Origin of the sequence: Chloracidobacterium sp. (genome assembly GCA_016716305.1) — a bacterium.
Classification (GTDB): domain Bacteria; phylum Acidobacteriota; class Blastocatellia; order Pyrinomonadales; family Pyrinomonadaceae; genus OLB17.
In genome coordinates, this window is sequence record JADJWP010000002.1 from 2,215,729 (window position 1) to 2,241,940 (window position 26,212).

The window sequence follows — 26,212 nt, forward strand, 5'->3', positions numbered from 1 at the left end:
AAATGAGTTTACACAAAAAGACCAGCGTCGCAGAACTAAGATGTTGCCGGCTTCGCCTTTACTCTCTTTGCATTTTTTGGGATCGTTTCGACTACTTCAGCTGCCGGCGGCTCCGTCGGCTTATTGTAATGATTGATGATCATTTGCTGTCCGAAACTGACGATATTGCCAAAGAACCAATAGAGAAGAAGTCCAGACGGAGCTGACCACATGATCCAAAGCATCATTACGGGCATCAGGTAGGTCATCATCTTCTGCTGCATTTGCTGTTCGGGCGTTACAGCCGGCCCTGTTGGTGTGAACTTCATTGCCAGCACCATCGAGATCGCAAAGCCGAATTCCAACAAATGCCAAGGATCGCCGGACGAAAGGTCGGGGATCCATGCAAAGCTCGCCATGCGAGCCTGAAGTGAGATCGTGATCGCGGTATAGAAGGCAATCAGTAAAGGAAACTGCAGCAGCATCGGCAGGCATCCGCCGATCGGGAGAGCATCTTTGGTCAGCTTTAACTGATCCATCTGAAGCTGCCGCATCCGCGGATCGTCGCTCGGCACCCCTTTCTTCTGAAGCTCCTTCATTTTGTCTTGAAGCTCCTTCATCTTCGGCGCATTGCCGGCCGCTTTTTTGAAGGATTTCGACTGTTTCCATCTAAGCGGAAATAGGAGCGAATAGAACAGAAATGTGAAGATAATGATCGCAACACCATAGTTATGGGTGATCCCATTGAAAAAATGGAGTGCATACAGGATCGGGATAGAGAGCGGCTTAACGATCGCTCGAATGATGCTGTAATTACTAAAGTTGATCAGGTCGACGATGTCTACTTCACGACCTGCTGCCTGTGAGATCGGGGCGTCGAGCGTATTCAAAAGAAAATAGTCTTTCGAACCGGCAAATACCTGTGTCACCGTTCCGTCGCTGGTTATCGGAACGTGCGCGGTCACCAGATGGCGCGTTTCCTTGGTCTCGGCGTTTCTGATTACCCATTGGAAAATACTGCTGAAAAATGGTTCTGTCTGAACCTCGTATTTCGAAGCACGCAATTCAAGGCCTTGTGATCGAACCGCCGGGATCGCAGCCATCGCAAAATAAGCGTCGCCTACGCCTGCCCAATTCACCGATCCGGGAACTACCAATGAAGCTGTATTATTCGCGTTATATTCGAATGAGTAGTATCCCTGGTGCCGAACGATGTCATCATCGACGGCCGCGACGGCCTCAGACTCGATCTGGTAAAACGTATGGTGATTGATGGCGTGATCGCCGATGCTTGCACCGATGAGCAATTTCGTGTTCGGAACGGGCAGACCGCCGCGTTTGAGATCGACAGAGACGTCCGATAAATAACTATCCGCCCGAAATACAAACCTCTTCTTAACATCGATACCGCTGGCATCAGTCAGCGAAAACTCGATGGCTTTTTCTTCACCAGAACCAAGGTTGATCGCGTCCTCAGTTACAGATACCGCATAGTTTCGTTCATTGAGGATCGCATTCAGATTGGCGTCATCCGTGGAGAGTCGGAACGGCACCTCACGCGGTGACGATGTAAGGGCCTTCTCGGATATCAACTGCAGCGGCTTTGTTATGGTCCCATTCGAGCCGGCACCATATAATTCGTCGTCGCCTTTCTCTGTCCGGTTTCTCAAAAGGATCCAGCTCGTCGCGACACCGCCTTTTGAGTCGAGCTTCACTTCGTACAATGGAGATCTTATCGTGATGGTTCGATTCGGAGCCGTGTCGGGCGCGGCGGTTGTCGATTCGGGAACTGTGGCCGGCGTCGGTGCTGGCTGGAGTGGGTTTGTGTTTGACTCAGCGGTATTCGCCGCAGTGTTTGCGTTTTCAGCAGGTGGTTTTGGCGGCGGATTGAAATAAGACCAACCGAAAAGCACGAGCATTGAAAGAACTGCCGCGGTCAGGAAGCGATATTGGTTTTGATTATTACTTGTATCCATTATTTCGATCGCGAACCAGAAGATCTTGGTCTAAGATCACTCGACCGGGTCATGGCCGCCTTTACAGAATGGCTGACATCGTAAGATACGCTTGATACCCATCCATGTTCCCTTTAGCGCTCCATATCTGGCAACCGCCTCTCGGGCGTATTCCGAACACGTCGGCTCGAACCTGCAGGCAGGTGGCAAAAATGGCGAAACTACCGCCTTATAGATGCCGAGCAGATCGAGAACAAGAAACTTCATCCTAATCGCCTTACCTATCCAGACCAATACAATGAGCGTAACGCCTTGCCAGACCTATTTGTCAGTATTCTCTAAATGCTTCACGTGCCGCCGTCGATCCAGCTGAAAAGACCGTTCGCCGCCGGCCACTCGGTTCACGATCGATCGAAACTCAGCAAGCGGCTTTTCGAGCTTCACAAGCAAAATGCTCCGGCGTGCATTTATCACCCAATCGAACTTTGTCTCCACTGTGTCCAATTCGGCCCGGCTGAGCCTGAAAGATTCTCTGAGAAGTCTCTTTGCTCGATTCCTGTCATGCGCTTTGCCGATAGCCTTCTTAGTTGCGGTGACACCGACCCGCTGCAACATGCGATTCGACGGCAATATGAAAACCGTCATATAACGCCCTTCGATTCGCGAACCTTGCTCGTAAACACGCAGAAACTCGGCACGCTTAGCGAGCCGAGCCTCTTTCGGTAAACCAAAACTTAATAGTGATGAACCGTCAAACGCTTGCGGCCCTTCGCGCGGCGGCGTTTCAGAACGGCGCGTCCGTTCTTGGTCGCCATCCTCGCCCTGAACCCGTGCTTTTTCGCGCGACGGCGGTTGTTTGGTTGATACGTTCTCTTCGGCATAATTGCTCTCCATTAAATTCACCCGAAAGTGAAAACCTAGAGTTTAAGGGAAAATAAGGGATATTGTCAAAGCGGGGACGGGGCGGTCGTTTGTTCTTGGCAAAAGGATCAACCGGAAAAAACAGTCCGACTGCCTTCGATCCGCAATCGCCCGCTTGCTATTTTTTTGACAGCTTCGACATAGGCGATATGTTCGCGATCAAGTATTCTCGCCGCAAGCGTTTCAGCTGAATCGTCGTCCCTGACCTCGACCGCTTGCTGCACTATGATGGCTCCGTTATCCAAGAATTCGTCAACAACATGCACTGTGCAGCCTGAGATCTTTACGCCTTGGTCGATCGCCTGCTGCTGCGCATCGAGGCCGGGAAAAGACGGCAGAAGGCTCGGGTGAATATTCACGATGCGCGCAGGAAAAGCGTTGACGAATTCCGGCGAGAGCAGACGCATATATCCCGCAAGGCAAACCAGGTCGACCTCTCGCTCTCTTAATGCGGACACTATCTCAAGATCGTGATCTTCCCGCGAACGGCCTTTCCGTTCAATCACAAGAGCCTCAACGCCGCGGTCGCGGGCCTTCGACAAACCGGCAGCGTCCGGATTATCACTGATCACAACAACAACCTCCGAATCAGGTATCTCGTCGCTTTTCGCAGCGTCAACCAGCGCAACCATATTCGACCCGCGTCCTGAGATTAGTATTCCGATCTTCATTGTGTTGCGCGTCTTTGGGCCGAAAGGCCGCCGAGATAGGCTGCGGCAAATTTCGTTACAAATGAAATAATGAAAAGGAGTGCAATGTCGAGCAATGCTCCGGCGGCGACAATTACGGCAAGATCGATGAGGAAATACACCAGCCAAACGAACAACGCCGCTTTGACGCTATTGTTCTTAGGAAACTTGCTGCCGATCCAACGCCCGGCTAGAAACATCAGCGGTATCCCCGCGATGATGCTCGAATACGGAGCGCTCGTTTGGGCATACGCCTGATAATATGCCTCGTCCTGTCCCGGATTGATGAACATACTGTAAACGGCCACCCACAGGACGCTGATCAAAACGTTCACGATCATCACGCCAAGAGCGAATGGAATAGCTAGCCACCAGCGGTTTTTTTCCATATTTTTAGAGGATCGAGCCAAAAGGCGGAAACACGAGCGGTAGCGAGTGTGCCCCGTCGGTTCAGAAGTCAAATACAGGACAAACGTAAGCGCGACCTCGACCATCGACGATATGTCCCTCGACGGCCATTTGTTTGTTAGATTTTAAGTAGATCTCGGTGCGAAATTCTCGAATTGCAACGATATCCGAACCCATGTCTGCTACAAATTTCGGGAGGTTCCTTTTGTAATACTCGATGCTTCGTAGTATGCGTTGAGTCAATTGCGGAATTTGCGGATGTTCTAGGACCCACCACATGCAGATTTTTTCACCTTCGGCTTTTCTAACAATCTGTTTCAAATCATCTATGACGAAGCCGTCGTCTACGTAGTTGGTGTAGCTAACGAACGAATGGCTGTAGTTATGAGCGATCGATTTTAATGCTTTGTATTTCACAACTTTTTCTGGGCACACTCGCTACCGCTCGTGTTTCCGCCTATGTGATTGAAACCGCTCCGTTTCCATCATCAATTTTTCCGATTTCATAATACACACCGAGCTGTTCTTTCAGAATCTCTTTCCTTTCTTCGGCGCAGACAACAATCATCCCGATCCCCATGTTGAAAGTCCGGAACATTTCCGTATCAGAAACATTTCCTAGGTTTTGCATCAAACCGAATATCGGTAACTCTGGCCAGGTGCCGCGGTTTATTTCTACGGAGACGCCGTCGGGCAGGATGCGCGGAATGTTTTCGAGGAATCCGCCGCCGGTGATGTGTGCGAGGCCTTTGATCATGCCGCTGTCGAGCAGGGGACCGATCTGCGGGAGAAAACTTTGGTGCGTTGCGAGTAAGGCTTCGCCGACGGTCGTGCCGAGTTCGTCAACGTACGAATCAGCCTTGTAGCCGCCGACTTCGAAAAATAGTTTGCGTGCGAGCGAATAGCCATTCGTCTGCAAGCCGTTTGAGGGAATGCCGAGAACGACATCACCGGGCTCGATTGATTTTCCATCGATCACTTTCGCTTTATCGACAACGCCGACGATGAAACCTGCGAGATCGTATTCGCCCGGCGGATAAAAATCCGGCATCTCGGCCGTCTCACCGCCAAGCAGAACGCAGCCGTTCTCTTTGCACGCGCGGGCCATGCCTTCGACAACAGAGGCGGTAACGTCGGGTTCGAGGATTCCTGTTGCGAAGTAATCGAGAAAGAACAGCGGCCGCGCGCCTTGAACCAAAATGTCGTTGACGCAATGATTTACAAGATCGGCACCGACGCTGTTATGTATACCCGTTTCAAAGGCGATCTTAAGTTTTGTACCGACGCCGTCGGCCGATGCGACGAGGATCGGCTCCGCCATGTCCGGAAAGGCGCCTGAAAACATTCCGCCAAAACTGCCGATCTCCGACAGGGTCCGCTCATTGAAGGTCGCCCTTGCATACTCGCGGATCTTCTTAACTGCTTTATTTGCGTTATCTATCGAAACGCCGGCGTCGGCATATGAGATTGATCGGGACATTGATGACTATTATAGCTTTACGATATTGAATTCGTCAGCGAGCAACTGTTCAAATTCGGCACTGGTCTCCACTGCGATCTCGGTCTTGCTTTTACCGGTCGTAACGATGAACTTGTTGTCTGTCAGGGTTTTGCGCCCGCTCGATGTAAGGATCGAACAGATCTTGCTCTTTCTAAAATGCGATTCCGGTGAATATTGCTGAAATTCGCACATTTGTTCAAAATCCGATAGCTCAAAGGCAATGTCCTTAAACATGTATTGGCTTGTCCATTTGTCGCCCTCTTGCTTTGCCACTTCCAGATGATCGGAGCCGTGTTTTCTGATCACGAAGTTGCCATTCCGATCGGCCTGCACCTCGCCCAAAACAAACTTGAGGGGCTCAGCAGTAAAATCTCCGAAGCCGACATCGGCAAGAAATTCGTCTCCGCCGATTCGTACGATGATCGCGGCGTGGTCAAACTCAGGCCCAAAGTCATTTCCGTTAAATACGCGAGCAGAGATCAGCCGTGTGCGAAATCCTAGTTCCTTTAGTAGTTCGATGAAAAGTCCGTTTAGTTCGTAGCAGAAACCGCCTCGATTCTCAATAACGATCTTTTCGTAAATTCGCTTCTTATCCAAAACGATCGGGCGCGACCAATGGATATCGAGATTTTCGAACGGCACCGTCGTAAGATGTGCCAACTGCAGTTTTCTCAGCGTATCGGCATCTGGCTTCAGGCGTTCGCCTTCAAGCCCGATCCGAGAAAGATATGCGGCCGTATCCAGTATCATAGAGTGACGATATTAACCGAGCTGGGTCAGCGTTGACTATTCGGAGACCTAACGATTAGCATTCGAAGTGGAACGACTTTATCGATCTCACATTTTCTAACGCGGCCAGAGGGCCTATCATACAATTACATCATGAGCTTTACACTGCACGACATGGGTTCGGAGAACTTCGAATTCTCAGCAAACGTATGGAACTGGAAAGCGGCGCTCGAGGTTATCAAAAGCCTCGACGTCATCAGCGAGGGTAAGGTCCGCCAGATGGCCTATAACGCCATGGGGGTGAAGATCGATATCGACGATGCTCATCTCATCGGCCAAAAGATAAATGAGGTTGTTTTGCCAAGACTCAAGCCCAACAAACGCATTTATGCCGACGGCAGCATTACCGATCAACCCGACGACGGAACGATCTATCGTGACGACGATGAACAATGGAAGAATTATAGCGTGAGCCACGACTGGTTAAAGGACTTTTCGGAGTTTTGCTTGCGGTCGAAGGGTTTTCAGATATTTTGAATCGCCAAGCGCTTTCTATTTCGAAGGCGTTGAATTATCCGCAGAACATCCACCGTCTAGGTCAGATTTCCGCCAATAATGGAAGTATTCAACCAAATCGCAGATACCGTATCGCCCTGGCTCAACAGTGTCTGGGTTCAAATGCTGCTTTTGGTTTTCGTCGCGACTTTTCACGGTTACGGTGCGGCATGGCTGGCCGTGCGAATGCTTTTTCGGCCCCGGCAGCCATTTAAGGTGTTGGGCATCACCTTGTTCCCCCAAGGCATGATCCCCCGTCACAGAGACCGGTTGGCGAACGCTATCGGCAAAGCAGTCGGAGAAGAACTCGTTTCGCAGGAAACGATAATGGAGGAGCTTTTGGGGAAGGACTTCCTTCGCCGCAAGATCCGCGGTGTGATCGATTCGTACACTGAAGAATTTCTTTCGCAGAGCTATCCGTCGCTCATCGATGCGTTGCCGCAAAGCCTACGCGAACCTGTATTGGATTCGATAACATCGCTTCAGTTCAAGGTCGCAGAACATATCGAAGATGTTCTTCAGAGCGAACAGTCGCTAGAAACGATCAGCGGTTTTGTCGAACGCCGCGTTGACGAGGTGTTGTCAAGGCGTGTTTCGGATGTTGTCGATGATGATTCGTTCGAAAAGGTCGTCGGATTTCTCGAGGATAGGACGCGTTCGGCACTGTGTTCGAAGGCACTGGAACAAAAGGTTCGTGATTTCGTTGACAAGCGCATCGATGATCTCGCAAATGCTGAAACTCCCTTGGGCGAGATGTTCACTCCGGACGCCGTAAAGCTCCTTAAGGAGAAAGCAAACGAACAGATCGCTCCGATGACACACCACCTGACCGAGATCGCGGCTGCGGAAAAGACTCGCAACCAGATCGGGGCCTTGATCAAAAAAGAGGTTCACGCCTATTACGAAGCGTTGCCTTTTTTCAAGAAGATTTTTGTTTCGCGTGAAAACCTGCTTAGCGAAGTCGATGATCTGGTAAACGAAAGCCTTCCAAAAAGGATCGAAGAGACTCTAAAAGGCGATTTTTTTGCCGATGAGGCCAGAAACTTCATCGACACAAGCATCGAAAATGCGCTGACACGGCCGTTGCCGGAATTGGTCGGTACGATCAATCCGGAACAGCTCGGTAGGCTAAAAGAGCAAGTTTCCACATCGGTCCTTTCCTTGCTGCGAGGCGATGCAATGATGACGCAGGTTTCAGCTTATCTCACTGACACCTTGGAGCAGTTCAGACCGCATAGCATCGATTCGATCCTCAGGACTATTCATCCGGAATCCGAAGCGAAATTGAAAAACATGCTTTCGAAGGGCCTCTTGAGCGTGATCGCCCGCCCTGATACATCACGGATAATAAACGAGATGCTTGCCAAACAGATCGATACCTTGCTATCGGCACCCATCGGCCAATTATCTGATCATATTTCAGAAGAGAAACTGAGGGCCGCGAGCGAATCGGTATCTGAAACGATCATTACGGCGATCCGTGAAAAACTGCCGGAAGCAATTCGGGAATTCGATGTTGGTGGCGTAGTAAGAGAAAAGATAATGAACTATCCGGCCGAGAAGCTGGAAGCTCTTGTCATGTCCGTCGCTAAGGAGCATCTCAGGACGATCGAACTATTTGGCGCTGCTATGGGTTTTCTGATCGGCGTCGGGCAGGCTGCACTGCACTACTACACAAAGTAGCGATCTGGTCCGAGTTGGTTTCGATCAATGATCGGTTTTCTGACGTCATGTAGCTCTATTTCCATATAAGATGGAGCTTACTCACAAGACACTTACTCGGTGTCAGTCAAAACTACAGGAGTTTTTGCCGTTGATCGCCTCGCCCTTGGGCCTACAGGGTCAGCGACCACTCGTCCCGTGAGACAAATGTAGGAAATTTTGATCCTACGGTCACGTTCCCGACCGGCTTCAAGATCCGCATATTCATAACTGAAAGAGAATTCGTAATGCCCGGTCGAGAGGCGCTTGCATACGTCCTCAGGAAGATGAAACGTAAATGCGTCGGCATAATGCCCGTGCGATTCGTCAACGTACCCGAGCATCTCGCCTTCGGCGTTATCCAGGTAGACCGGAACATTCACGATCGCATCGCATTTGGCATAAAGATCGCCAAGTACGTGGCGTCGCGAGATGGTTAACGGACTGTATGACATTTATTGACTTTATCACGTTTAGTGGGTTTTGTCGTGAAAACAAAAAGTGCCCCCGACTTTCGTCGAGAGCACTTTCAGCGAATTGATCAGCAATTTGCTGGATTACCAGCGGTTTCGTCCGCCGCCATAACCACCGCCGCCGCCACTGCCGCCGCGATTGCCGCCACCGCCGCCGCCGTAACCGCCACGTCCGCCGCCGCCACCGCGGCTTTCCTGCGGTTTAGCTTCGTTCACTTTGAGTTCGCGGCCGTCGACTTCTTTGCCGTTAAGCTGAGCGATAGCGTTCTCGCCTTCCGACTGTGACGCCATTTCTACGAAGCCGAATCCGCGCGAGCGGCCGGTTTCGCGGTCTTCGATGATATTGGCCGATTCGACCGTTCCGATTGTTCCAAAAAGATCGCTGAGATCCTGATTCGACGTGTTGAAGGAAAGATTTCCTACGTATAGTTTCATTGACATTAATTTTTTTACCTTTTCCCCATGGGGAATTCTAAAGAAGCGCGAACCTGATCAGCTATTGAAAGGAACTTTCTAAAGGAAAGATCTGGTTTCGGATACTCAAAAAACTTCGAGAGCTACTTCTAACTTTCTAACCGATGCCTGCTCTCATACTTATCCAAAAACCGTTAAAGACGAAGCGCGTCTGTAGGACAGAACGCGAGAGAAGGATTACTCATCTACTATGCACGGTTATCTGTACAAAGGCAAACACTATTTTGACTTGTTTCCGGTGGCGTCCCTTACGTTGAACAGATACATCAGACAATCGGAAAATAACCCTGCAAGAAATTAATGGTCGCGCGTTCTTTCGGACGCGACCAGTCGATACAAGTACGGCGGAGCGAAACGAGTCGGAGTATTCCTACTTGCTGAGTTCGAGAAAGACGCCGTTATTGACCACTGGCGCCGTGGGCGATCAGCCCGCAAAACCGCCGGCCGCAAGCCGGATTATTGACCGTCTCGATTACAGACGACCCAAAATAAGGAAAAAACAATGAGAAGATCATTAATGTTCGCTACACTTGCAGTTGCTATAAGTTTTGGCTTGGCAGCCTGCACCACCACACCAGAAACGAAGCCGACCGCTGCACCGAATACATCGGCGAGCCCGGCGTCTTCGCCAACAGCGTCGCCGGCTGCATCACCAACCATCGACGGCAAAAAGGCCGATGTTAAAGTTCCTGACGGCAACATCAAACCGAGTGTTTCCCCCGACGTGAAGAAGGCGGACGGAGCAAACACCAATAAAGCCGTTGAGAGCAAACCGGCCGGTTCGCCAGCCGCAAAATAGTCACTTCGGCATCTAGCACGATCAGGCGGGTCTTCGGGCCCGCCTTTTTCTGATTCTTGATAGTGTCGTGCGTCAGGCGAAAAAAACTCCGAACTTTCGCATGGCTTTGAGCGTTTCCTCAATTCAGCTAGGTAATTTGCTCGGAGGCATAAATGAAAAAAATCGGAATCATTATTTTTGCGGTCGCGATCCTGATCGGTGTCGTATTTGCTAATTTTCTTTCGTTCGGCAAGGTCGAAACGTCTAATTTTTTCAATTTCTCGTTCAAACGCGGAGTCAAAGGATCGGGGAACATCATTACTGAGAACCGTGACATCAGAGGCTTCAGAGCGATCGACGTTAGCGGTGTTTTCCAGGTCGAGATCACTGCACAAAAGGAGTTTTCGGTTCAGGTCGAGGCCGACGACAACCTCGTGCCTCTGATCAAGACCGAAGTGAACGACGGTGTGCTTGAGATCTCAACCGAAAAGCGCGTTCGTTCAAGCAAAAAGCTCGTTGTGCGAATTACGGCTCCCGATATCGACCGGATCGAAGCCTCAGGAGCAACAACTGTTAGGTTGGCTGACGTAAAGAACTCCGCTCTTGCGATCGATACAAGCGGAGCGTCGAAGGTCGGGATCGCGGGCGTGACCGAAAAATTGACGGTCGAGGTCAGCGGCGCGAGCAAGATCGACGCCTCCGAATTGAACGCCGTTGATGCTTCGGTCGATGCGAGCGGTGCAAGCAATGTGACGGTTAGTGTTTCAGGTGAATTGAAGGCGGACGCTTCCGGCGCAAGCAAAGTGACCTATAGCGGTTCACCCAAAAACGTCGACAAACGTTCCTCCGGTGCGAGCAAGATCAGCGGAAACTGACCTTTCGGCGTTTAGCCGAGGTTGAAATTAAGCTCATGCGAATGCCGAATAGATTTGGCCGTCGCATGGGCTTTTCAGCTCAAGGGCTTTAGGTTAGCATTCTCGGATGTGGTCTGGTGGTCGTCAATATCTCTGGTTTTGGGTTCGGATCTTTGTGGTCGTTGGTCTCGTTTTGTTCATTATCCAACTGCTTCGTGTTAACCGCCCCGAAAAGACTTCGACCACTCCTTTCGCCGAGATCTACACTTCAGGCATCGTCGTCGACGGCGAGATTGTCGTAATGGCCGGCTCATTCAGGACCTTCCCGATAAATCTAAATCGCCGTGCTAGATTAAGCGGAACCTTCAGCTCGTCCGGACAGAACCACACGATCCGGTGTATTGTCCTGAAAAAAGAAGAGTTTGAAAAATTGTCGGCCGGCGCCGAACATTCAGCTGTTTCGAAGACGGGGGACGTTCCGGGCGGTAAGATCGATGTTATGCTGCAGCCGGGTGAATATTATTTAATTCTTGATAATCGGCATTCGCTTCACGGCGACGCAATTGTCGCCGCCGATTTCGCGATAAAGTAGGTCCGAAAGGGACTATGTTTCGACGGCCTTCATTTTGACTCCGCAGATCAACCCATCGGGATCGACGCCGGCAACAAAAATATCGATCCTGATCCGTCCGATCTTATAAACTCGAATATCTTTAAGATTTTCGAATAACACCTTTTGGAGCCGTGCAAATCTGCGAACATTATTCTTTTCCTCTTCTGATTGCCAACTCTTTGTCTTGGTCAGTCGTTCAAAAAAGGCTGACGCGTCAACTTCTTCGCAGTATTTTTCGTCGGGCCGGCCAATAGCCTGAAGAAAGAATTTCAGATCAAACTCCCTTGTTGGTTTAGCGGCGAAATACTCAACAAGCGAATCGGTCTCGCTAATATATGAAATTCCGTTGCAGGCGTTGCGGATCTTCCGCTCGATCTCAATTCTTTCTGACGTGTCTGACATATTGTATCGAAAAAATTTGTTCGAAATTAGGTTGTCCGAACACATTTCCAAGGGTGAATTTTATCGGTGTTTTGACCACAAATCGTTGTAGAAAAAAGCATTTACAATCAAATTTTACTGCCAAAAAAATCTGTGGATTTCTGTTTGCAAAGGCATTGTCTGTATGTTAATCTGACTCCCGTTTTTGAATGTAGAGTGCTTGTAAACTATTGAAAATAAATAACTTAAGGTTTAACTTTAAGTGTTGGTGTTTAATCCACACGGTTGTGGAAAACTTTGTGGAAAAACCCTGATGGTGACCTTCTTCCACCAGCATCGAAACGGCCCCAAACAATAGAATAACAAGGAATTAGTGAGAACACGTCTTCTCATCAATTCGTTAGCTCTGCAGCTTTACGATGATCGAATTTTTACTATCGACTGAGATCGCGGAGATCACGAGTGGACGCCCTGATAGAAAGAACTGACGTTTGGAACGACATACTCAAACTCGTCGAACAACACCTCAATAAGCACATTTACGATTCCTGGTTCAGACAGGTATGCTTCGATGGTTTTGACGACGAAAGAAATGTTGTTCGTCTCCGCGCCGGCCAGATCACAAAGGACTGGGTCTCGCTATATTACACTGAGCTCTTGAAGAAGTGTCTTGAGGCCGTTGGGCGATCTGAATACAAGATCGAATGGACCATCGATGCAGCTGAGAATTCGAACAGTCAGTTTGCCGATGCCGAGACCTCGTTTGTACACTCGACAATCTCTGCCGAAGGCGACGATGGAACTTATGAATTGATCGATGAGGCATTCACACAGAAAAGACCGTCTTACAATCGAACTTCGACAACGACATTCGTGGATATCGAGCCGGTCGAAAACTCGCTGAACCCGAAATATACGTTCGAAAAGTTCGTTGTTGGAAGCTGCAATCAGTTCGCTCACGCAGCGTCGCTGGGGGCCGCTGAGACTCCGGGAAAATCGTATAACCCTCTTTTTATTTACGGCGGCACCGGACTCGGAAAGACACATTTGATGCATGCGATCGGCCACTCGATAAAACAGAGTAACCGGCATTTGCGCGTTTCGTATATCACGTCTGAGAAGTTCATGAACGAACTTATCAATGCGATCCGCTACGACAAGACTCAAAGCTTTCGTGAAAAATACCGATCGATCGACGTTCTTTTGATGGACGACGTGCAGTTCTTTGCCGGAAAGGAGCGGACGCAGGAAGAGTTCTTTCACACCTTCAATGCTCTTCATAACAGCCAAAAGCAAATAGTGATCTCGTCGGATTGCCCGCCTCGCGAGATACCTACGCTCGAAGAGCGTCTCCATTCGCGGTTCGAGTGGGGATTGATCGCAGATATCGAGCCGCCCGATCTCGAAACAAAGGTCGCGATCTTGAAACGTAAGGCCGACCTCGACGGAATTGCATTGCCTCACGATATTGCTATCTTCATAGCCTCAAAGATAAAGAGCAACGTACGTGAACTCGAGGGTTCTCTCGTCCGGCTTGTTGCTATCTCATCTTTGCGTGGCATCCCTATTTCGAAGATGCTCGCTCAAGACGCGATGAAGAATATTATCGACAGTGAGCGTCCGGAAGGATTGACGATGGAGCGCATTGCAAGGTCGGTCGCCGCGCGGTATAAATTGACCGTTGACGAAATGAAGTCGAAAAACAACAGCCGAGCGATCGCGCTGCCGCGACAGATTGCGATGTATCTCTGTAAACGATTGACCAATCATAGCTTCCCCGAGATCGGCCGGGAGTTTGGCGGTAAACACCACACGACTGTCATGCATTCATGCGACAAGATCGAACGCCTGACAAAGGACGACCGTGTTTTCCACAATACGATCAGCGAGTTAATTGATAGTCTTTGCAGCTAATTAGAGGAATTATGAGTCGCGATCATCAAAAGTTTTTCAACAAGCGTTTCCGTGATGTTGCGTCTGTATCTTTAATATTTGCAGCACTTGAGAAACGTTTTCCACTTTCCCACAGGCAGCCGGATCTTTTAGCTGTGGACAATCGTGGAAAAGTCGACACTGAACGGGCGTTCAACATTTTACGAGAATTTTCCACAGGTTTTCCACACACGGTTGTGGAACGCGAACGTCAGTAAAGATGGTCATTTAAGTCGATTTTACACATTTACACAGGCCCTATTACTACTACTAAAGATAAAATTGTATTTAGAATATTAGTAAGAGAAGGCAGGTCGACAACAATATCTGGCTAGAACGTAATCGAGAATTCAGGAGCTTTTTGAAATGGAATTCACCATCAAACAAAACGTCCTCAAAGAGGAACTTGGGTACATCCAGGGGGTCGTTGAAAAGAAATCGACGATTCCGGTACTTTCTAATATTTTGATCGAATCGCTAGGCGAGGGGTCGATCCGGATCGTCGGTACCGACCTTGATGTAACTATTCGTTGTGACGCCGAGGCGGACATCAAAACGCCTGGTGCAATGTGCATTCAGGCCCGAAAGCTTTTTGACATTGTTCGGACCCTTGACGGCGGTGATGTGCATTTCAAAAAAGAAGATAACGAATGGGTGAGAATGAAGGCCGGACGAGCCAATTTCCGCCTTGCCGGTGTCAACCGTGAACAGTACCCCGAGATACCTATCTTTAAGTCTGCACCGCTGCGTCTTTCGGCCGAAGTTTTTAACTATTTCATCATGAACACTTCGTTCGCTATCACGACCGAGCAAAGCCGATTTACGCTGTCGGGTGCAAAATTCATGCTTGCCGACGGCAAGGCCAGAATGGTAACGACCGATGGGCATCGACTCGCTTTCGTCGAAAAACAACTCGACGAAACTATCGATGGGTCGATGGACGCTCTGATACCAAAAAAGGCCCTTCTCGAATTAGTGAAGATCTCTCGGGGGTTTGACGGCGACGTTCAATTCGGTGAAGACCAGAATCATATTTATTTTGAGACCGAAGGTCGGCTGCTTATAACCCGCAAACTCACCGGTAACTTTCCTAATTACGAGATGGTGATGCCAAAAGACAATGATAAGACCGTCGTCTTTGACCTTGCCGATATGAAAGCGGCGGTAAGGCGCGTCTCTCTGATGGCTGATGAGCGTAATAGGTCGATCAGGATGACGGTACGCGAAGGTGAGGTCGAGGTGACCGCACAATCATCCGAAGAAGGCGAGGGACAGGAATTTGTACCGGCTGATTATAAGGGCGACGAAGTCACACTCGGTTTTAACTGGCAGTATTTGCAGGAGTTTTTGAACAACGCCGGTGTGGCTGAAAATACTCTCGCCGATACCGGTGTTGACACCGACGAGCGCGAAGACTCGGCATCGGACGGAACAAACGCCGGGACAGTTCGGGCGAAGGAATCTAAAACACCAACGCGTATCTCGTTCGAATTCAAGGACGGAAACGCGGCAACGCAAATGAGGATCGCAGGCGAGGCAAACTATGATTACAAATACATAGTAATGCCGCTAAGGATATGATTCCCGAGATACTGACATTCTGCACTGTATGACTTTTGCAGAACCGATCGAATTCGATGACGGAGTAACGGCTGGTTGCTCCGTTTTTTCCTTTCCAGACCACGTCAGTATGATTTATGAAAGAGGCTCGAAACGTGTTTTAATTTAGCTATGGGGACCGCACCAACAGACACCAATATGCTCGCGAGATCGAATCCGAACTTTTTGATCCCCTACTTTGCGTGGATCATCGCACTGATCGGAACGGCGGGTAGTCTCTTTTTGAGCGAGGTGATGGAACTCCCTCCTTGTGCCTTGTGCTGGTATCAAAGGATAGCACTCTATCCGTTGGTCGTTATCATCGGCATCGGCATTGCGACGGGCGATAATGGATGGAAGAAGTATGCGGTGTGGCTTACATACATCGGTCTTGCGATCGCCGTTTACCACAACCTTCTGTACTATGGCGTGATCCCTGAGGCAATAACACCATGCAGCGAGGGTGTTCCATGTAATGCTCGTCAGCTTGAATTGCTCGGATTTATTACGATCCCGCTGATGTCGCTCATGACCTTTGCGATGATCGCAATACTGCTTTTTATATATAGACCCGAAAACAGATCATGAAAAAAGAAGTAAGAATACTGTTGGCCATTTTAGTAGTTGTAGTGATCGGAGGCATTATCGGTTCGATGGTCTATCGGCAATCGCAACAAAGCCCTCCGCCGAAGGCTCAGAATAAAGTCGAAGCACTTGTTCGGCCCGACAGCCCGGCTCTTGGACCTGCCGACGCAAAGGTCACATTGGTCGAGTTTCTCGATCCTGAATGTGAAGCATGCGCGGCGTTTGCACCTACGGTCAAAAAGATACTCAAAGAGAATGAAGGCAAGATTCGTTTCGTTGTACGCTATATGCCGTTCCATCCTAATTCGAGGCTGGCTGCGGCATATATGGAGGCAGCCGGCGAGCAGGGCAAATATTGGGAGATGCAGGAAAAGATGTTCGCAAACCAATCCGAATGGGGCGAGATCCATGGAGGCGGCCCCCGGCCAGCTCGTCCGGCTCCGAACACGCTTTTCGAGAAATGGGCCGGTGAACTCGGCCTTAACGTTGAACAGTTGAAAGCGTCGGCCGCCGAAAAAAAGCATCGTGACAAGGTCGAACGCGATTTTGCCGACGGCCGGAGTCTTGCTGTTACAAAAACACCTTCGTTTTTCGTCAATGGGCGAATGCTTGCACGGTTCAGCGAGGCAGATCTGAGGGCCCTTATTGCTGAAGAACTGAAAAAGTAGAGGCGGCCAGGACCATGAAAAGGTGCCCAAAGTGCGGTACGACTTATACCGACGAAACCCTTCGCTATTGCCTTGCGGACGGAACCGGGCTGACTGCCTTGCAGACCGAGGAACCGACGCTGGTGTCGAGCCATCGCGAAGGAGTTCGTGTCGATATCACCGAATCTGTTCCGGCGACGTCGCCATCTATCGGCGTTACGGATAGTAACAAAAGCGGCGTCATATTTAAGATCCTTATTGCAGTCGCTCTTCTTGGTGTGTTGGGCATCGCTATTCTCGGCGTCGCAGGTGCGATATTTTTCTATACCTCCGGCCTTTCAGGGGCGGATCAAACGAATGTTCGGCAAACGTCTCCGACGCCGGTCTCAACCACCCCGGACCGAGAAAAGGAGAAGCTGCAAAAAGAACTCGCGGACCTTCAAAAGAAACTCGAAGAGCAAAACAATTCAACGTCGAACAGCGATACTTTCTCAGAAGACGAACTTGGTTCTCCAGTTACAGCAACGGTCAATTCTCCAAAGGACGGATTTCTTGCATTGCGAAATCTACCTACTCATGAATTCGGCGAACGGATCGCCAAAATACCCCATGGCGACCAGGTTGAGATCCTTGGCTGTGATGACGAATATGTTGTTATCGCTGAACGTCGCGGGCGCTGGTGCCTTGCTACCTGGAAAACCCAAGCCGGGTGGGTCTTTGACGCGTGGCTGACCTATTGAGCATGATGTCCCGGCCCTTCATGCTTTTCGACCGATCAAGTAATTAGAGTTTTGCAGTGATCCAATATGTTCAGCAGCTTTACGAAGCCGCGTCGCGTTGTCATTACCGGTTTCGGTTGCGTTACGCCGATCGGGATCGGCCGAAGAGCCTTTTGGGCTTCTTTGATGTCCGGCGCGAGCGGGATCAGATATATCGAGAGTTTTGATGCATCCGAGTTTAGGGTCAAGATCGCGGGCGAGGTAAAGGATTTCGATTGGGAATCAGAGGTTGATTACCAGGATCGACGCCACGTCGCACGCACCGTACCGCTTGCTCTTGCGGCAGCGCGTCAGGCCGTCAGTGATGCCGGCATAGATACGAACGCGTTGTCTTTGGAAAAAAAGCGTCGATTCGGGGTTGTGTTGGGTACCGGTGGAGGAGGGCTTTCATTCACTGAGAAGCAGTTCGGATATTGGTTTTCAGGTAATGAGCGTAAGGGCAGCATATACACGATACCTTCATCGACTCATGGTGGACTTTCGTCCGAGCTCTCGATGGTTTTTGGCCTTCACGGTCTTTCGCATGTTGTTTCAACCGGTTGTACGTCATCGACGGATGCTATCTTCTATGCGGCCCAGCACATCGCAATCGGCAAGCAGGATGTAATGCTGGCTGGCGGTGCCGATTCCCCCATCGCTCCCGGTATAATGCGCGGTTTCGAGGTGATGACGGTCGTTACAGACAAATGGAACGATCAACCGGAACGTGCTTCACGTCCGTTCTCGAAAGACAGGTCTGGGATCGTCATCAGTGAAGGCTCGTGGATATATGTCCTCGAAACGCTCGATTCCGCTCTCGAACGCGGTGCCAGGATCTACGCCGAGATCTCAGGTTACGGGGCGAGCTGCGATGCATATCATCGGGTCCGGCTTGAGGAGAACGGTGTTGAGCCAGCACGAGCGATGAGCCTCGCGATGGAGGACGCCGGGATCGCGCCAAGTGAGATCGACTATATAAACCTCCACGGCACATCAACTCAATTGAACGACCGGATAGAAACGCAAGCGGTAAAACTGGCTTTCGGCAAAACTGCGTACTCGATCCCAATGTCCGCCACTAAGTCGCAGATCGGGCACCCGCAGGGTGCTGCCGGAGCAGCCGGGATCGGAGCGGCACTTATGGCAATGCATGAGAACATGATTCCGCCGACGATCAATCTCGACGAGCCAGACCCGGCTTGCGATCTCGACTATGTCCCCGATCGTGCTCGCCCTGGTTCGGTTCAGACGGCGCTGTGCAACTGCATAGGTTTTGGGTCAAAGAACTCAGCCCTGATCATCAAGAAGTACCCATCGGAATGAAGAATGCGGCTTTTTTGGCAAGCCGCATTCGGAAGGAAAATAAGGTAGATAATAGGACAGGGAATTAGGTGATCTGACATACATTGTCAGGCTTCACCGTTGGAGGGTAATAAAAAGGCCCCGAAGTTTCGAAACGTTCGGTATTGAACTCTCTTCGCGCGCCACACTCGAGACACGAGCGATATGACAAATTCTTTCGTGTGATCGGACGCCCTAAACGTTTATGCCAGCAGCCGAACAATTTACCGACAAAACCGATCTTTGTCCCGAGCGAAGATTCCGCCCGATCAAAAGAAGTATCTACCAGATCTTGTTCTAAAACTCCTTGCATACGATCTCTTGCTCCCTATTCACGTAAAAACCGATGTTACCTATTCACAACTACTAGAACGTTCGAGGGGGAAAGTTTTGCATCATTAAGATGACCGGTGATGCAAAAAAGTTGGTCTTTTCCTTTCTCAGATCGTTACTTTCTCTCGATCAATATATTCGATAGAATCTTCCCAAAAGATTCAGGAGCAATAAATGCGAAAACAATTGGCAAAAACCCTTTTGGCTGCGATATTTGCCGCCATTATGTTTCAACCGGCATTGGCATGGGACGATGTTGGCCACAAGATCACAGGCTACATCGCATGGCAGCGGATGTCGCCAACCGCACGCGAGAACGTCATCAAACTCCTGAGGGCGGCGCCTGAGGATTCGCATCTCTCAGCGTTCTACATGAATTACGGACCGCAGCCGGAAAGCGCTCGCCATCTCGACTATTTCATGCTGGTCCCAACATGGGCCGATATTGTTCGTGACCGCGCATTTGCGACCCGATATTCCAAATATCACAAATCCACCTGGCATTATTCCGATACGTTTTGGCGGCAGGTCGACGGCCGAGCGGAGTTGATCACTGACAAGGAGCCCGGAGGCCAGGGTGTGGTCAAACTCTTTGAGTTTGATAAGGTCATTCGTGATACCGCTGCTGCCGATACAGATAAGGCGATCGCACTCGCATGGATATTGCATATCGGCGGCGATCTGCATCAGCCGCTTCACACATCAGGAAGGCATACTGACCGTGAACCGAACGGCGATCAGGGCGGAAACTTCTTCCTTCTTACGCCTGAAGGCACAAAGCGCGAAGAACAAGTGAACCTTCATTGGTTCTGGGATTCGATCGTCGGTCGGAACATCCCATACCTTTCCGATGATTGCGAACCGCATTACATTATCCGGACCGCCGAATCGATGATGAGGAAACATCCGTTCAGCAGCTCGTCATCCGCATTGAAGCTTAGAAAATATGATGAATGGCAGAAGGAGAGCTTCGCCCTGGCGAATACCGAGGTCTTCCGATCGGACCTGAAACGATTTGAAACACCGAGCGACGAATATCGTCGAAATGCGTTTCGTGTCGCCGAGCAGCGGCTCACATTGGCCGGATATCGGCTTGGTGAAACACTAAACGAAGTATTTGGAAAATAGGGCGCAGCCGGCAAGTCTCGACAAAAATGACCTCACAACAGCTCCTGAAATATTTCGAATCACGACTCGATCATATGATCGCTTCGATGACCGAGATCGTTGAGATCGAATCTCCATCATTAAATGTCGCCGGAAACAAGGCTGTTGTCGGGTGGATCGAATCAGAACTGGCAAAGATCGGCGGCGATCTCAGCTTTGAGAAAAAAAAAGCAGATGGTTTTGGCGAGCATATAATCATCAGGGCCTTTTCGTCAGATCTAACACCTACACTGCTTCTTGGCCATACCGATACGGTTCACCCGGTCGGGGCGAAAAATGATAATCCAACACGCATTGAGAACGGCCGGCTCTACGGCTGCGGCGTTTTCGATATGAAGGCCAACATCGTCGTCATGCTTGAGGCTCTCCGATTCTGCGAGGTCACAAAACAAAGGCCGGAGCGGCCGATAAATGTGTTGCTTTCGTGTGACGAGGAAGTAGGCAGCCCAACAGGTCGATTGCTTGTCGAGCGAGAAGCCGCAAATGCCGAACGCTGTTTTGTTTTCGAACCGTCATTCAACGGCAGCGTAAAGACAAGCCGCAAAGGCACCGCGATGTACACTCTCCATGCTCACGGAATTCCTTCGCACGCTGGGCTCGAACCTGAGAAAGGAGCCAACGCGATCCTCGAACTAGCACGCCATTTCGAACACCTCGACGCACTGAACGAACCGGAACTCGGCACGACCGTCAATGTCTGCACGATGAAAGGAGGAACAACGTCAAACGTGATCCCTGAGTTTGCAGAGTGTGAGATCGATGTCCGGTTCTCTACGATGGACGAGGCAAAAAGGGTCGAGAATGCTATCAGGTCGATCAGAGCGATCGACGAACGCGTAAACATCGAGATCACGGGCGAGATAAATCGTCCGCCAATGGAACGAACGAATGCAGTTGTTGCCCTATACGAGCAAGCTCGCGAGACGGCAGCCTCGTTCGATTATGAACTAGGAGAAAAGCAGGTGGGCGGAGCTTCGGACGGGAATTTTGTCGCCGCGCTTGGCGTTCCGGTTCTTGACGGCCTCGGCATTACCGGCGACGGCGCTCACACGCTTCATGAGTACATCGATATCAGCGATATCGTAAAACGAGCAACGCTCGTGACAAAAATGTTGTGTCGATAGATAGACGCGGGTGACGGCCAATTGGCTGATCAGGACAATTGGCTGCGGCCGCTAAGTTGACACCACCTTCGGAGGCGCATCCTGTCCGGTGATGGGCGCGGTCTTCAAAACCGTCTGCGGGTGCGCGAGAGCGTGCCTGGGTGGGTTCGACTCCCACACGCCTCCGCCATTTTGTAGAACTGATGAAAGAGTGGATCGCCTTGAATATGACGCCCGGTGTCGGACCTCGGGCCGCGACCAAATTGCTGGAGCGGTTCGGATCGGCAAAAGCGGTATTTCAGGCGCGCCGGCCGGAGCTCGAACAGTTACGGATCAAGCCCGAAACGATCGAGAGCATCATGAAGCGAGAGTTTGAGTCGGTGGCCGACGACGAACTCGCAAACGTGAAGGCCCTGGGTGGCGATGTACTCGTCCTTGATGATGGTAGTTACCCTTCGCTGCTTCGCGAAATACCCGATCCGCCGATCACATTATACGTACAAGGTAACTGGCAGGAATGTCTTGATCTGCCATGTGTGGCCGTAATTGGTTCGCGCAATTGCTCGACTTACGGGCAAAATGCTTCTGAGATGCTGTCGCGTGATCTTGCATCGCGAGGGATCTGTATCATTTCGGGCCTTGCACGCGGCATCGATTCGGCCGCACATCGTGGAGCAATAAAAGCCGGCGGCCGAACTATCGCAGTTCTTGGAACGGGGCTCGACAGCATCTATCCCAAAGAGAACACGAAACTGGCCGCCGAAATAATCGATTCAGGTGGTGCCGTCGTTTCTCAATTTCCGCTCGGAACCCCGCCGCTCAAAGATAACTTTCCGTATCGCAACCGGATCATCAGCGGGTTGAGTCTCGGTGTTCTGATCGTTGAAGCGTCGGAACGGAGCGGTTCGCTAATTACGGCACGGCTTGCGATGGAGCAAAATCGTGAAGTAATGGCAGTGCCGGGCAACATCACATCGGGGAATTCATTCGGCACCAATTATTTGATAAAAGCCGGGGCCAAGCTCGTCCAGCAATGGCAGGATGTCGTCGCGGAATTGCCCGCTGCGGTATCTACTGCCATCCTTCCGCCGAAGATCGAACGGCATATCGAAGAGAACGATAATTCTCAACCCGAATTGACACCGTCCGGAATGAATGAGACCGAACAAAGGGTTTGGTCGTTGCTTACGGCAGATCAACCGTCTCATATCGATCAATTGCTCGAGGAAAGTCAATTGTCTTTTGGCGAACTGAACGCGGCGCTTGTCAGCCTCGATGTTCGCGACCTGATCCGTGTTCTGCCGGGCAAGTATTATGCGCGCCGACTGTAGAGTAAGAAATGAAAGCCAACGAACTAGTACAGATAACGAGGACCAATCGTTTGTCAGAGGGTGAATTTTATTCCGCTGTAAACGGGATGTTCGAGTCGATCTGGACCAAACTCCATCCGCCGCAGGTCCTGCTCGAGGAACTTTCGAATACGGTTCGCGGGAACGTGATCACACCGGCCGATACTGAGATTCCTGAATGCCTGTCGTGCGGTGCATGCTGCGCATCGTTGATCTGCGTCGGCGTGCGGCCGGGCGAGGATGGCGATCGTAGTGATCAATGGGAAATAGTTTCTGATTCTGACGAAGGCCTCGTTGTTGATGTATTCTTGAAACGAGATCACGAGACGCTGGCATGTACTGCGCTGGACGGTGTCGTCGGTGAGACGGTCGCGTGCAGGATCTATGAATCGCGTCCATCTATGTGCCATCATTTCGAGGCAGGAAGCGATCGTTGTCACGCGATCCGTCGGGCATACGGCCTCGAACCCTTCATGTCTTTGGCCGAGATGTCGGCCGCGGTGCAGAAGTTAAAGGCAGTTCCTGAGCGGATATCGGCATCCAAGATCATTCGGAATGCGAAGATAGAACGGGACGCTGAAAACGGTAAGTTGTTAATATCAGCATTAGCGAAAGACGGCACTATTTTCCCTATCCACAGTTACGATCCTGACGCCGAAACCTGGCGACAGTTCGAGTTCGACGGCCTCACCGTAGAAGAAGCGGACGAACTGATTCGAACGCGATCGAAAAAGTCAGAATAGGCATCGGTCACGGCCGTTTCTTACCGGTCTTTATCTCATTGCTTATTGACATCGATAAGCAACAGGTGTTAGAAGTCAGAATGTCAGAGCGTGTTTTGCGCATCTGACTATTTTTTTCCAATGGGCAAAAGTTTAGTAATCGTCGAATCGCCGGCAAAAGCGAGAACAATAAATAAGTATCTTGGCCAGGACTACACCGTTCTTGCGTCGATAGGGCATATTAAGGACCTTCCGATGAAAGACCTTGGGGTGGACGTCGACAACAACTTCGAGACGACGTACGAGGTCATACCTGATACCAAGAAACGCAATAATAAAAAGATAGTCACCGATCTTAAGAAAGCCGCTAAAGCGAGCGACGCGATCTTCCTTGCGGCGGACCCTGATCGCGAAGGCGAGGCGATCTGTCAGCATTTGGCCGAGGAGATCGTCCCGAAGAAGAACGAACGTCCGGTTTTTCGGGTGATGTTCAACGAAATAACGCGGAACGCTATCAAGGATGCGTTCAAAGAACCGAAGCAGATAAATAAAAATCTGGTCGATGCTCAACAGGCTCGACGCGTGCTCGATCGTCTCGTCGGTTATAAGGTCTCACCGATACTTTGGAAGACAATAGGCGGTAAGCTTTCGGCCGGCCGCGTGCAGACCGTTGCCGTCAGACTTGTTGTTGAACGCGAGCGTGAGATCGAAGCTTTTCGTAAGACGGAATATTGGACCATCGTTGCGAATCTTGCTGCCGCTCTTCCGCCGAATTTTGATGCGAAGCTGAACCGGATCGAGGACAGATCGGTAAAGACCGGGAAATTTGACGAAGATGTTAAGCCGAACGAAGTCCACATCAAGGACGAAAAGCACTCGGCCGAGATCGTCGCTGAAGCTGAAAAACAGCAATTTGTCGTCGAATCGGTCGTGACAAAGGAGCGTAAACGAAACGCGACACCTCCGTTCATTACATCCAAACTGCAGCAAGAAGCGGCTCGTAAACTCGGTTTTTCGGTCAAGAAGACGATGGCGACGGCACAGCGTCTTTACGAGGGTATAGACCTTGGCCTCGAAGGGCTTGTCGGACTTATTACGTACATGCGAACCGATTCGACACGTGTTTCGGAAGCTGCGATCTCGAATGTCCGCAACTACATTGGCTCGGAATACGGAGAGAAATATCTTCCGGCAAAACCCAATGCCTATCGTTCTAAAAAAGATGCACAGGACGCTCACGAAGCGATAAGGCCAACGGACGCGGGCCGAACTCCTGAGAGTCTGAGCGCATTGCTCGGTGCAGACGAACTGAAACTTTATCGTCTGATATGGCAGAGATTCGTTGCTTCACAAATGATGCCGGCGATCTTCGATCAAACGACGATCGATATAAATGCGGGACGATTTACGTTCAGGGCGACAGGTTCGGTTCAAAAGTTCGACGGATTTCTTAAGGTCTATCAAGAGGGCCGCGACGACACACCTGCCGACGGCGAAGACGACGACGAGGAGCGAAACCTTCCGCTCGTACGAAAGGGTGAAACGCTCAAACTCGATTCGATTTCGCCGGAGCAGCATTTTACCGAACCGCCGCCGCGATATTCTGAGGCCACGCTTGTTAAGGCACTAGAAGAACAAGGCATTGGCCGGCCGTCGACCTATGCGGCGATCATGACAACGATCCAGGATCGAGAATATGTCGAAAAGGTCGAAGGCAGGTTTCACCCGACTCCGCTCGGGACGACCGTAAACGACCTGTTGATCGCCAGTTTTGATGACATTTTCAATACCGAGTATACGGCTCGGATGGAAGTTGCGTTGGACGAGATCGAGGACGGAAAACTCGATTGGCGAAACGCCTTGCGCGGATTCTACGATAAGTTCTCAAAGGATCTTGAAACCGCAATCGAGACCATCAAGAACAAAAAGATGACGTCGATCCCGACCGACGAGATCTGTGAAAAGTGCGGTGCGGGAATGGTGATCAAGTTTGGACGATTCGGGCAATTCCTTGCGTGTTCAAACTATCCTGAGTGCAAGAACACAAGAGAGGTCGGAAGCAAGAAGGCGGCCTCGGCCGAAGGCGAAAACGGTTCGTCCGAATCCGAAGAGATCCCGGTTTGCGAACTCTGCGGAAAAGAAATGGCTCTGAAAAAAGGCCGTTTTGGTACGTTTTACGGGTGTACGGGATATCCTGAATGCAAGAACATCCGGAAGATCGCCAAAGGCGACACAAAGCCGGCCGCACCGCCGGTGCCGCTCGACGAGATGTGTCCGAAGGACGGCGTGAATCTGGTTCGAAGGCAGGGCCGGTTCGGCGAGTTCGTTTCGTGTTCGAACTATCCGAAATGCGATTACGTAAAGCGTGAAACGGTCGGGATCCCGTGTCCGAAATGCGGCGGTGATATCGCGGTAAAGAAATCAAAACGCGGAAAGGTATTCTATGGCTGCACGAATTACCCGAAATGCGATGAGGTCTACTGGGACAAACCGGTTGCCGAGCCGTGTCCGAAATGTGCGGCCCCGCATTTACTGCAGAAAACCACCAAGAAAGACGGCACGTTTCGCTATTGCAAAAACGAAGAATGTGATTATAAAATGGCTGTCGGCAATTCCGAAAACACGTCTGTCAGCGAAACGGAAACCGCAGTTCCGGTCGGATAGG

Annotated in this window: 27 protein-coding genes and 1 tRNA gene; 18 read left to right on the plus strand and 10 right to left on the minus strand. The window is 50.6% G+C overall.

Annotation, left to right across the window (positions count from 1 at the left end; genetic code table 11):
• Positions 1–35: 35 nt before the first annotated feature.
• From yidC to IPM28_12040, 7 genes are all read right to left on the minus strand, one after another.
• Positions 36–1,955, minus strand: a complete 1,920-nt coding sequence (gene yidC, locus IPM28_12010; protein ID MBK9173704.1) for a membrane protein insertase YidC — start codon at positions 1,953–1,955, stop codon at positions 36–38.
• Positions 1,956–1,991: 36 nt separating this feature from the next.
• Entirely contained in the window at positions 1,992–2,201 is a 210-nt protein-coding gene (gene yidD / locus IPM28_12015; protein ID MBK9173705.1) for a membrane protein insertion efficiency factor YidD, read from the minus strand.
• Positions 2,202–2,668: 467 nt separating this feature from the next.
• Positions 2,669–2,815 (minus strand): 50S ribosomal protein L34, encoded by a 147-nt coding sequence (gene rpmH, locus IPM28_12020; GenBank protein MBK9173706.1) that lies wholly within the window; start codon positions 2,813–2,815, stop codon positions 2,669–2,671.
• Positions 2,816–2,923: 108 nt separating this feature from the next.
• Positions 2,924–3,526, minus strand: coding sequence for a phosphoribosylglycinamide formyltransferase (locus IPM28_12025; protein MBK9173707.1), 603 nt, complete (start codon positions 3,524–3,526; stop codon positions 2,924–2,926).
• Positions 3,523–3,933, minus strand: a complete 411-nt coding sequence (locus IPM28_12030; GenBank protein MBK9173708.1) for a hypothetical protein — start codon at positions 3,931–3,933, stop codon at positions 3,523–3,525. The genes IPM28_12025 and IPM28_12030 overlap by 4 nt, the downstream gene beginning before the upstream one ends.
• A 476-nt stretch (positions 3,934–4,409) precedes the next feature.
• Positions 4,410–5,432 (minus strand): phosphoribosylformylglycinamidine cyclo-ligase, encoded by a 1,023-nt coding sequence (locus IPM28_12035; protein ID MBK9173709.1) that lies wholly within the window; start codon positions 5,430–5,432, stop codon positions 4,410–4,412.
• A gap of 9 nt (positions 5,433–5,441) precedes the next feature.
• Positions 5,442–6,203, minus strand: a complete 762-nt coding sequence (locus IPM28_12040) for an arylamine N-acetyltransferase (GenBank protein MBK9173710.1) — start codon at positions 6,201–6,203, stop codon at positions 5,442–5,444.
• Positions 6,204–6,335: 132 nt separating this feature from the next.
• On the opposite strand from IPM28_12040, the gene IPM28_12045 reads away from it, so the two are divergent.
• The gene (locus IPM28_12045; protein MBK9173711.1) at positions 6,336–6,719 is read left to right on the plus strand and encodes a hypothetical protein; all 384 of its coding nucleotides are present in this window, start codon (positions 6,336–6,338) and stop codon (positions 6,717–6,719) included.
• Positions 6,720–6,797: 78 nt separating this feature from the next.
• Positions 6,798–8,420, plus strand: coding sequence for a DUF445 family protein (locus IPM28_12050; GenBank protein ID MBK9173712.1), 1,623 nt, complete (start codon positions 6,798–6,800; stop codon positions 8,418–8,420).
• A gap of 92 nt (positions 8,421–8,512) precedes the next feature.
• Here the strand turns inward: IPM28_12050 and IPM28_12055 are convergent, their stop codons facing one another.
• Positions 8,513–8,893 (minus strand): hypothetical protein, encoded by a 381-nt coding sequence (locus IPM28_12055; GenBank protein ID MBK9173713.1) that lies wholly within the window; start codon positions 8,891–8,893, stop codon positions 8,513–8,515.
• Positions 8,894–8,995: 102 nt separating this feature from the next.
• The gene (locus IPM28_12060) at positions 8,996–9,352 is read right to left on the minus strand and encodes an RNA-binding protein (protein MBK9173714.1); all 357 of its coding nucleotides are present in this window, start codon (positions 9,350–9,352) and stop codon (positions 8,996–8,998) included.
• 535 nt (positions 9,353–9,887) lie between these two features.
• Between IPM28_12060 and IPM28_12065 the strand changes: the two genes are divergently transcribed.
• The 3 genes from IPM28_12065 (at position 9,888) to IPM28_12075 (ending at position 11,609) form a co-directional block, all read left to right on the plus strand.
• Positions 9,888–10,184: a hypothetical protein gene (locus IPM28_12065; GenBank protein ID MBK9173715.1), complete on the plus strand. Its 297-nt coding sequence runs from the start codon at positions 9,888–9,890 to the stop codon at positions 10,182–10,184.
• Between the two features lie 152 nt (positions 10,185–10,336).
• On the plus strand, positions 10,337–11,038 hold the full coding sequence (locus tag IPM28_12070; protein ID MBK9173716.1) for a DUF2807 domain-containing protein: 702 nt from the start codon (positions 10,337–10,339) through the stop codon (positions 11,036–11,038).
• A gap of 106 nt (positions 11,039–11,144) precedes the next feature.
• The gene (locus IPM28_12075) at positions 11,145–11,609 is read left to right on the plus strand and encodes a hypothetical protein (protein ID MBK9173717.1); all 465 of its coding nucleotides are present in this window, start codon (positions 11,145–11,147) and stop codon (positions 11,607–11,609) included.
• A gap of 12 nt (positions 11,610–11,621) precedes the next feature.
• On the opposite strand, the gene IPM28_12080 is transcribed toward IPM28_12075, so the two are convergent.
• Complete coding sequence (locus IPM28_12080) at positions 11,622–12,032, minus strand: hypothetical protein (protein ID MBK9173718.1); 411 nt, start codon at positions 12,030–12,032, stop codon at positions 11,622–11,624.
• A 453-nt stretch (positions 12,033–12,485) separates the two neighbouring features.
• Between IPM28_12080 and dnaA the strand changes: the two genes are divergently transcribed.
• The 13 genes from dnaA (at position 12,486) to topA (ending at position 26,211) form a co-directional block, all read left to right on the plus strand.
• The gene (dnaA, locus tag IPM28_12085; protein MBK9173719.1) at positions 12,486–13,925 is read left to right on the plus strand and encodes a chromosomal replication initiator protein DnaA; all 1,440 of its coding nucleotides are present in this window, start codon (positions 12,486–12,488) and stop codon (positions 13,923–13,925) included.
• An 11-nt stretch (positions 13,926–13,936) separates the two neighbouring features.
• The gene (locus IPM28_12090; GenBank protein ID MBK9173720.1) at positions 13,937–14,161 is read left to right on the plus strand and encodes a hypothetical protein; all 225 of its coding nucleotides are present in this window, start codon (positions 13,937–13,939) and stop codon (positions 14,159–14,161) included.
• Positions 14,162–14,309: 148 nt separating this feature from the next.
• On the plus strand, positions 14,310–15,524 hold the full coding sequence (gene dnaN / locus IPM28_12095) for a DNA polymerase III subunit beta (GenBank protein MBK9173721.1): 1,215 nt from the start codon (positions 14,310–14,312) through the stop codon (positions 15,522–15,524).
• Between the two features lie 177 nt (positions 15,525–15,701).
• Entirely contained in the window at positions 15,702–16,130 is a 429-nt protein-coding gene (locus IPM28_12100) for a disulfide bond formation protein B (GenBank protein MBK9173722.1), read from the plus strand.
• Positions 16,127–16,795, plus strand: a complete 669-nt coding sequence (locus IPM28_12105) for a thioredoxin domain-containing protein (GenBank protein ID MBK9173723.1) — start codon at positions 16,127–16,129, stop codon at positions 16,793–16,795. Before IPM28_12100 ends, IPM28_12105 begins: the two co-directional genes overlap by 4 nt.
• Positions 16,796–16,809: 14 nt before the next feature.
• Positions 16,810–17,514, plus strand: coding sequence for a hypothetical protein (locus IPM28_12110; protein MBK9173724.1), 705 nt, complete (start codon positions 16,810–16,812; stop codon positions 17,512–17,514).
• Between the two features lie 66 nt (positions 17,515–17,580).
• Positions 17,581–18,855 (plus strand): beta-ketoacyl-[acyl-carrier-protein] synthase family protein, encoded by a 1,275-nt coding sequence (locus tag IPM28_12115; GenBank protein ID MBK9173725.1) that lies wholly within the window; start codon positions 17,581–17,583, stop codon positions 18,853–18,855.
• Between the two features lie 525 nt (positions 18,856–19,380).
• Complete coding sequence (locus tag IPM28_12120; GenBank protein ID MBK9173726.1) at positions 19,381–20,334, plus strand: S1/P1 nuclease; 954 nt, start codon at positions 19,381–19,383, stop codon at positions 20,332–20,334.
• Positions 20,335–20,360: 26 nt separating this feature from the next.
• Positions 20,361–21,497 carry a M20 family metallopeptidase gene (locus IPM28_12125; protein MBK9173727.1) on the plus strand — a complete coding sequence of 379 codons (1,137 nt, stop codon included), beginning with the start codon at positions 20,361–20,363 and terminating at the stop codon, positions 21,495–21,497.
• 70 nt (positions 21,498–21,567) lie between these two features.
• Positions 21,568–21,666, plus strand: a tRNA-Sec gene (locus tag IPM28_12130).
• A 13-nt stretch (positions 21,667–21,679) separates the two neighbouring features.
• Positions 21,680–22,807, plus strand: a complete 1,128-nt coding sequence (gene dprA / locus IPM28_12135; GenBank protein MBK9173728.1) for a DNA-protecting protein DprA — start codon at positions 21,680–21,682, stop codon at positions 22,805–22,807.
• Between the two features lie 8 nt (positions 22,808–22,815).
• Positions 22,816–23,568 (plus strand): YkgJ family cysteine cluster protein, encoded by a 753-nt coding sequence (locus tag IPM28_12140; protein MBK9173729.1) that lies wholly within the window; start codon positions 22,816–22,818, stop codon positions 23,566–23,568.
• A gap of 120 nt (positions 23,569–23,688) precedes the next feature.
• Positions 23,689–26,211 (plus strand): type I DNA topoisomerase, encoded by a 2,523-nt coding sequence (gene topA, locus IPM28_12145; GenBank protein ID MBK9173730.1) that lies wholly within the window; start codon positions 23,689–23,691, stop codon positions 26,209–26,211.
• Position 26,212 lies beyond the last annotated feature (1 nt).

Bases quoted from the DNA above. Each gene is read 5' to 3' on its own strand.
- yidC (MBK9173704.1), bottom strand. From the start codon at position 1,955: ATGGATACAAGTAATAATCAAAACCAATATCGCTTCCTGACCGCGGCA.
- yidD (MBK9173705.1), bottom strand. From the start codon at position 2,201: ATGAAGTTTCTTGTTCTCGATCTGCTCGGCATCTATAAGGCGGTAGTT.
- rpmH (MBK9173706.1), bottom strand. From the start codon at position 2,815: ATGCCGAAGAGAACGTATCAACCAAACAACCGCCGTCGCGCGAAAAAG.
- IPM28_12025 (MBK9173707.1), bottom strand. From the start codon at position 3,526: ATGAAGATCGGAATACTAATCTCAGGACGCGGGTCGAATATGGTTGCG.
- IPM28_12030 (MBK9173708.1), bottom strand. From the start codon at position 3,933: ATGGAAAAAAACCGCTGGTGGCTAGCTATTCCATTCGCTCTTGGCGTG.
- IPM28_12035 (MBK9173709.1), bottom strand. From the start codon at position 5,432: ATGTCCCGATCAATCTCATATGCCGACGCCGGCGTTTCGATAGATAAC.
- IPM28_12040 (MBK9173710.1), bottom strand. From the start codon at position 6,203: ATGATACTGGATACGGCCGCATATCTTTCTCGGATCGGGCTTGAAGGC.
- IPM28_12045 (MBK9173711.1), top strand. From the start codon at position 6,336: ATGAGCTTTACACTGCACGACATGGGTTCGGAGAACTTCGAATTCTCA.
- IPM28_12050 (MBK9173712.1), top strand. From the start codon at position 6,798: ATGGAAGTATTCAACCAAATCGCAGATACCGTATCGCCCTGGCTCAAC.
- IPM28_12055 (MBK9173713.1), bottom strand. From the start codon at position 8,893: ATGTCATACAGTCCGTTAACCATCTCGCGACGCCACGTACTTGGCGAT.
- IPM28_12060 (MBK9173714.1), bottom strand. From the start codon at position 9,352: ATGTCAATGAAACTATACGTAGGAAATCTTTCCTTCAACACGTCGAAT.
- IPM28_12065 (MBK9173715.1), top strand. From the start codon at position 9,888: ATGAGAAGATCATTAATGTTCGCTACACTTGCAGTTGCTATAAGTTTT.
- IPM28_12070 (MBK9173716.1), top strand. From the start codon at position 10,337: ATGAAAAAAATCGGAATCATTATTTTTGCGGTCGCGATCCTGATCGGT.
- IPM28_12075 (MBK9173717.1), top strand. From the start codon at position 11,145: ATGTGGTCTGGTGGTCGTCAATATCTCTGGTTTTGGGTTCGGATCTTT.
- IPM28_12080 (MBK9173718.1), bottom strand. From the start codon at position 12,032: ATGTCAGACACGTCAGAAAGAATTGAGATCGAGCGGAAGATCCGCAAC.
- IPM28_12090 (MBK9173720.1), top strand. From the start codon at position 13,937: ATGAGTCGCGATCATCAAAAGTTTTTCAACAAGCGTTTCCGTGATGTT.
- dnaN (MBK9173721.1), top strand. From the start codon at position 14,310: ATGGAATTCACCATCAAACAAAACGTCCTCAAAGAGGAACTTGGGTAC.
- IPM28_12100 (MBK9173722.1), top strand. From the start codon at position 15,702: ATGCTCGCGAGATCGAATCCGAACTTTTTGATCCCCTACTTTGCGTGG.
- IPM28_12105 (MBK9173723.1), top strand. From the start codon at position 16,127: ATGAAAAAAGAAGTAAGAATACTGTTGGCCATTTTAGTAGTTGTAGTG.
- IPM28_12110 (MBK9173724.1), top strand. From the start codon at position 16,810: ATGAAAAGGTGCCCAAAGTGCGGTACGACTTATACCGACGAAACCCTT.
- IPM28_12115 (MBK9173725.1), top strand. From the start codon at position 17,581: ATGTTCAGCAGCTTTACGAAGCCGCGTCGCGTTGTCATTACCGGTTTC.
- IPM28_12120 (MBK9173726.1), top strand. From the start codon at position 19,381: ATGCGAAAACAATTGGCAAAAACCCTTTTGGCTGCGATATTTGCCGCC.
- IPM28_12125 (MBK9173727.1), top strand. From the start codon at position 20,361: ATGACCTCACAACAGCTCCTGAAATATTTCGAATCACGACTCGATCAT.
- dprA (MBK9173728.1), top strand. From the start codon at position 21,680: ATGAAAGAGTGGATCGCCTTGAATATGACGCCCGGTGTCGGACCTCGG.
- IPM28_12140 (MBK9173729.1), top strand. From the start codon at position 22,816: ATGAAAGCCAACGAACTAGTACAGATAACGAGGACCAATCGTTTGTCA.
- topA (MBK9173730.1), top strand. From the start codon at position 23,689: ATGGGCAAAAGTTTAGTAATCGTCGAATCGCCGGCAAAAGCGAGAACA.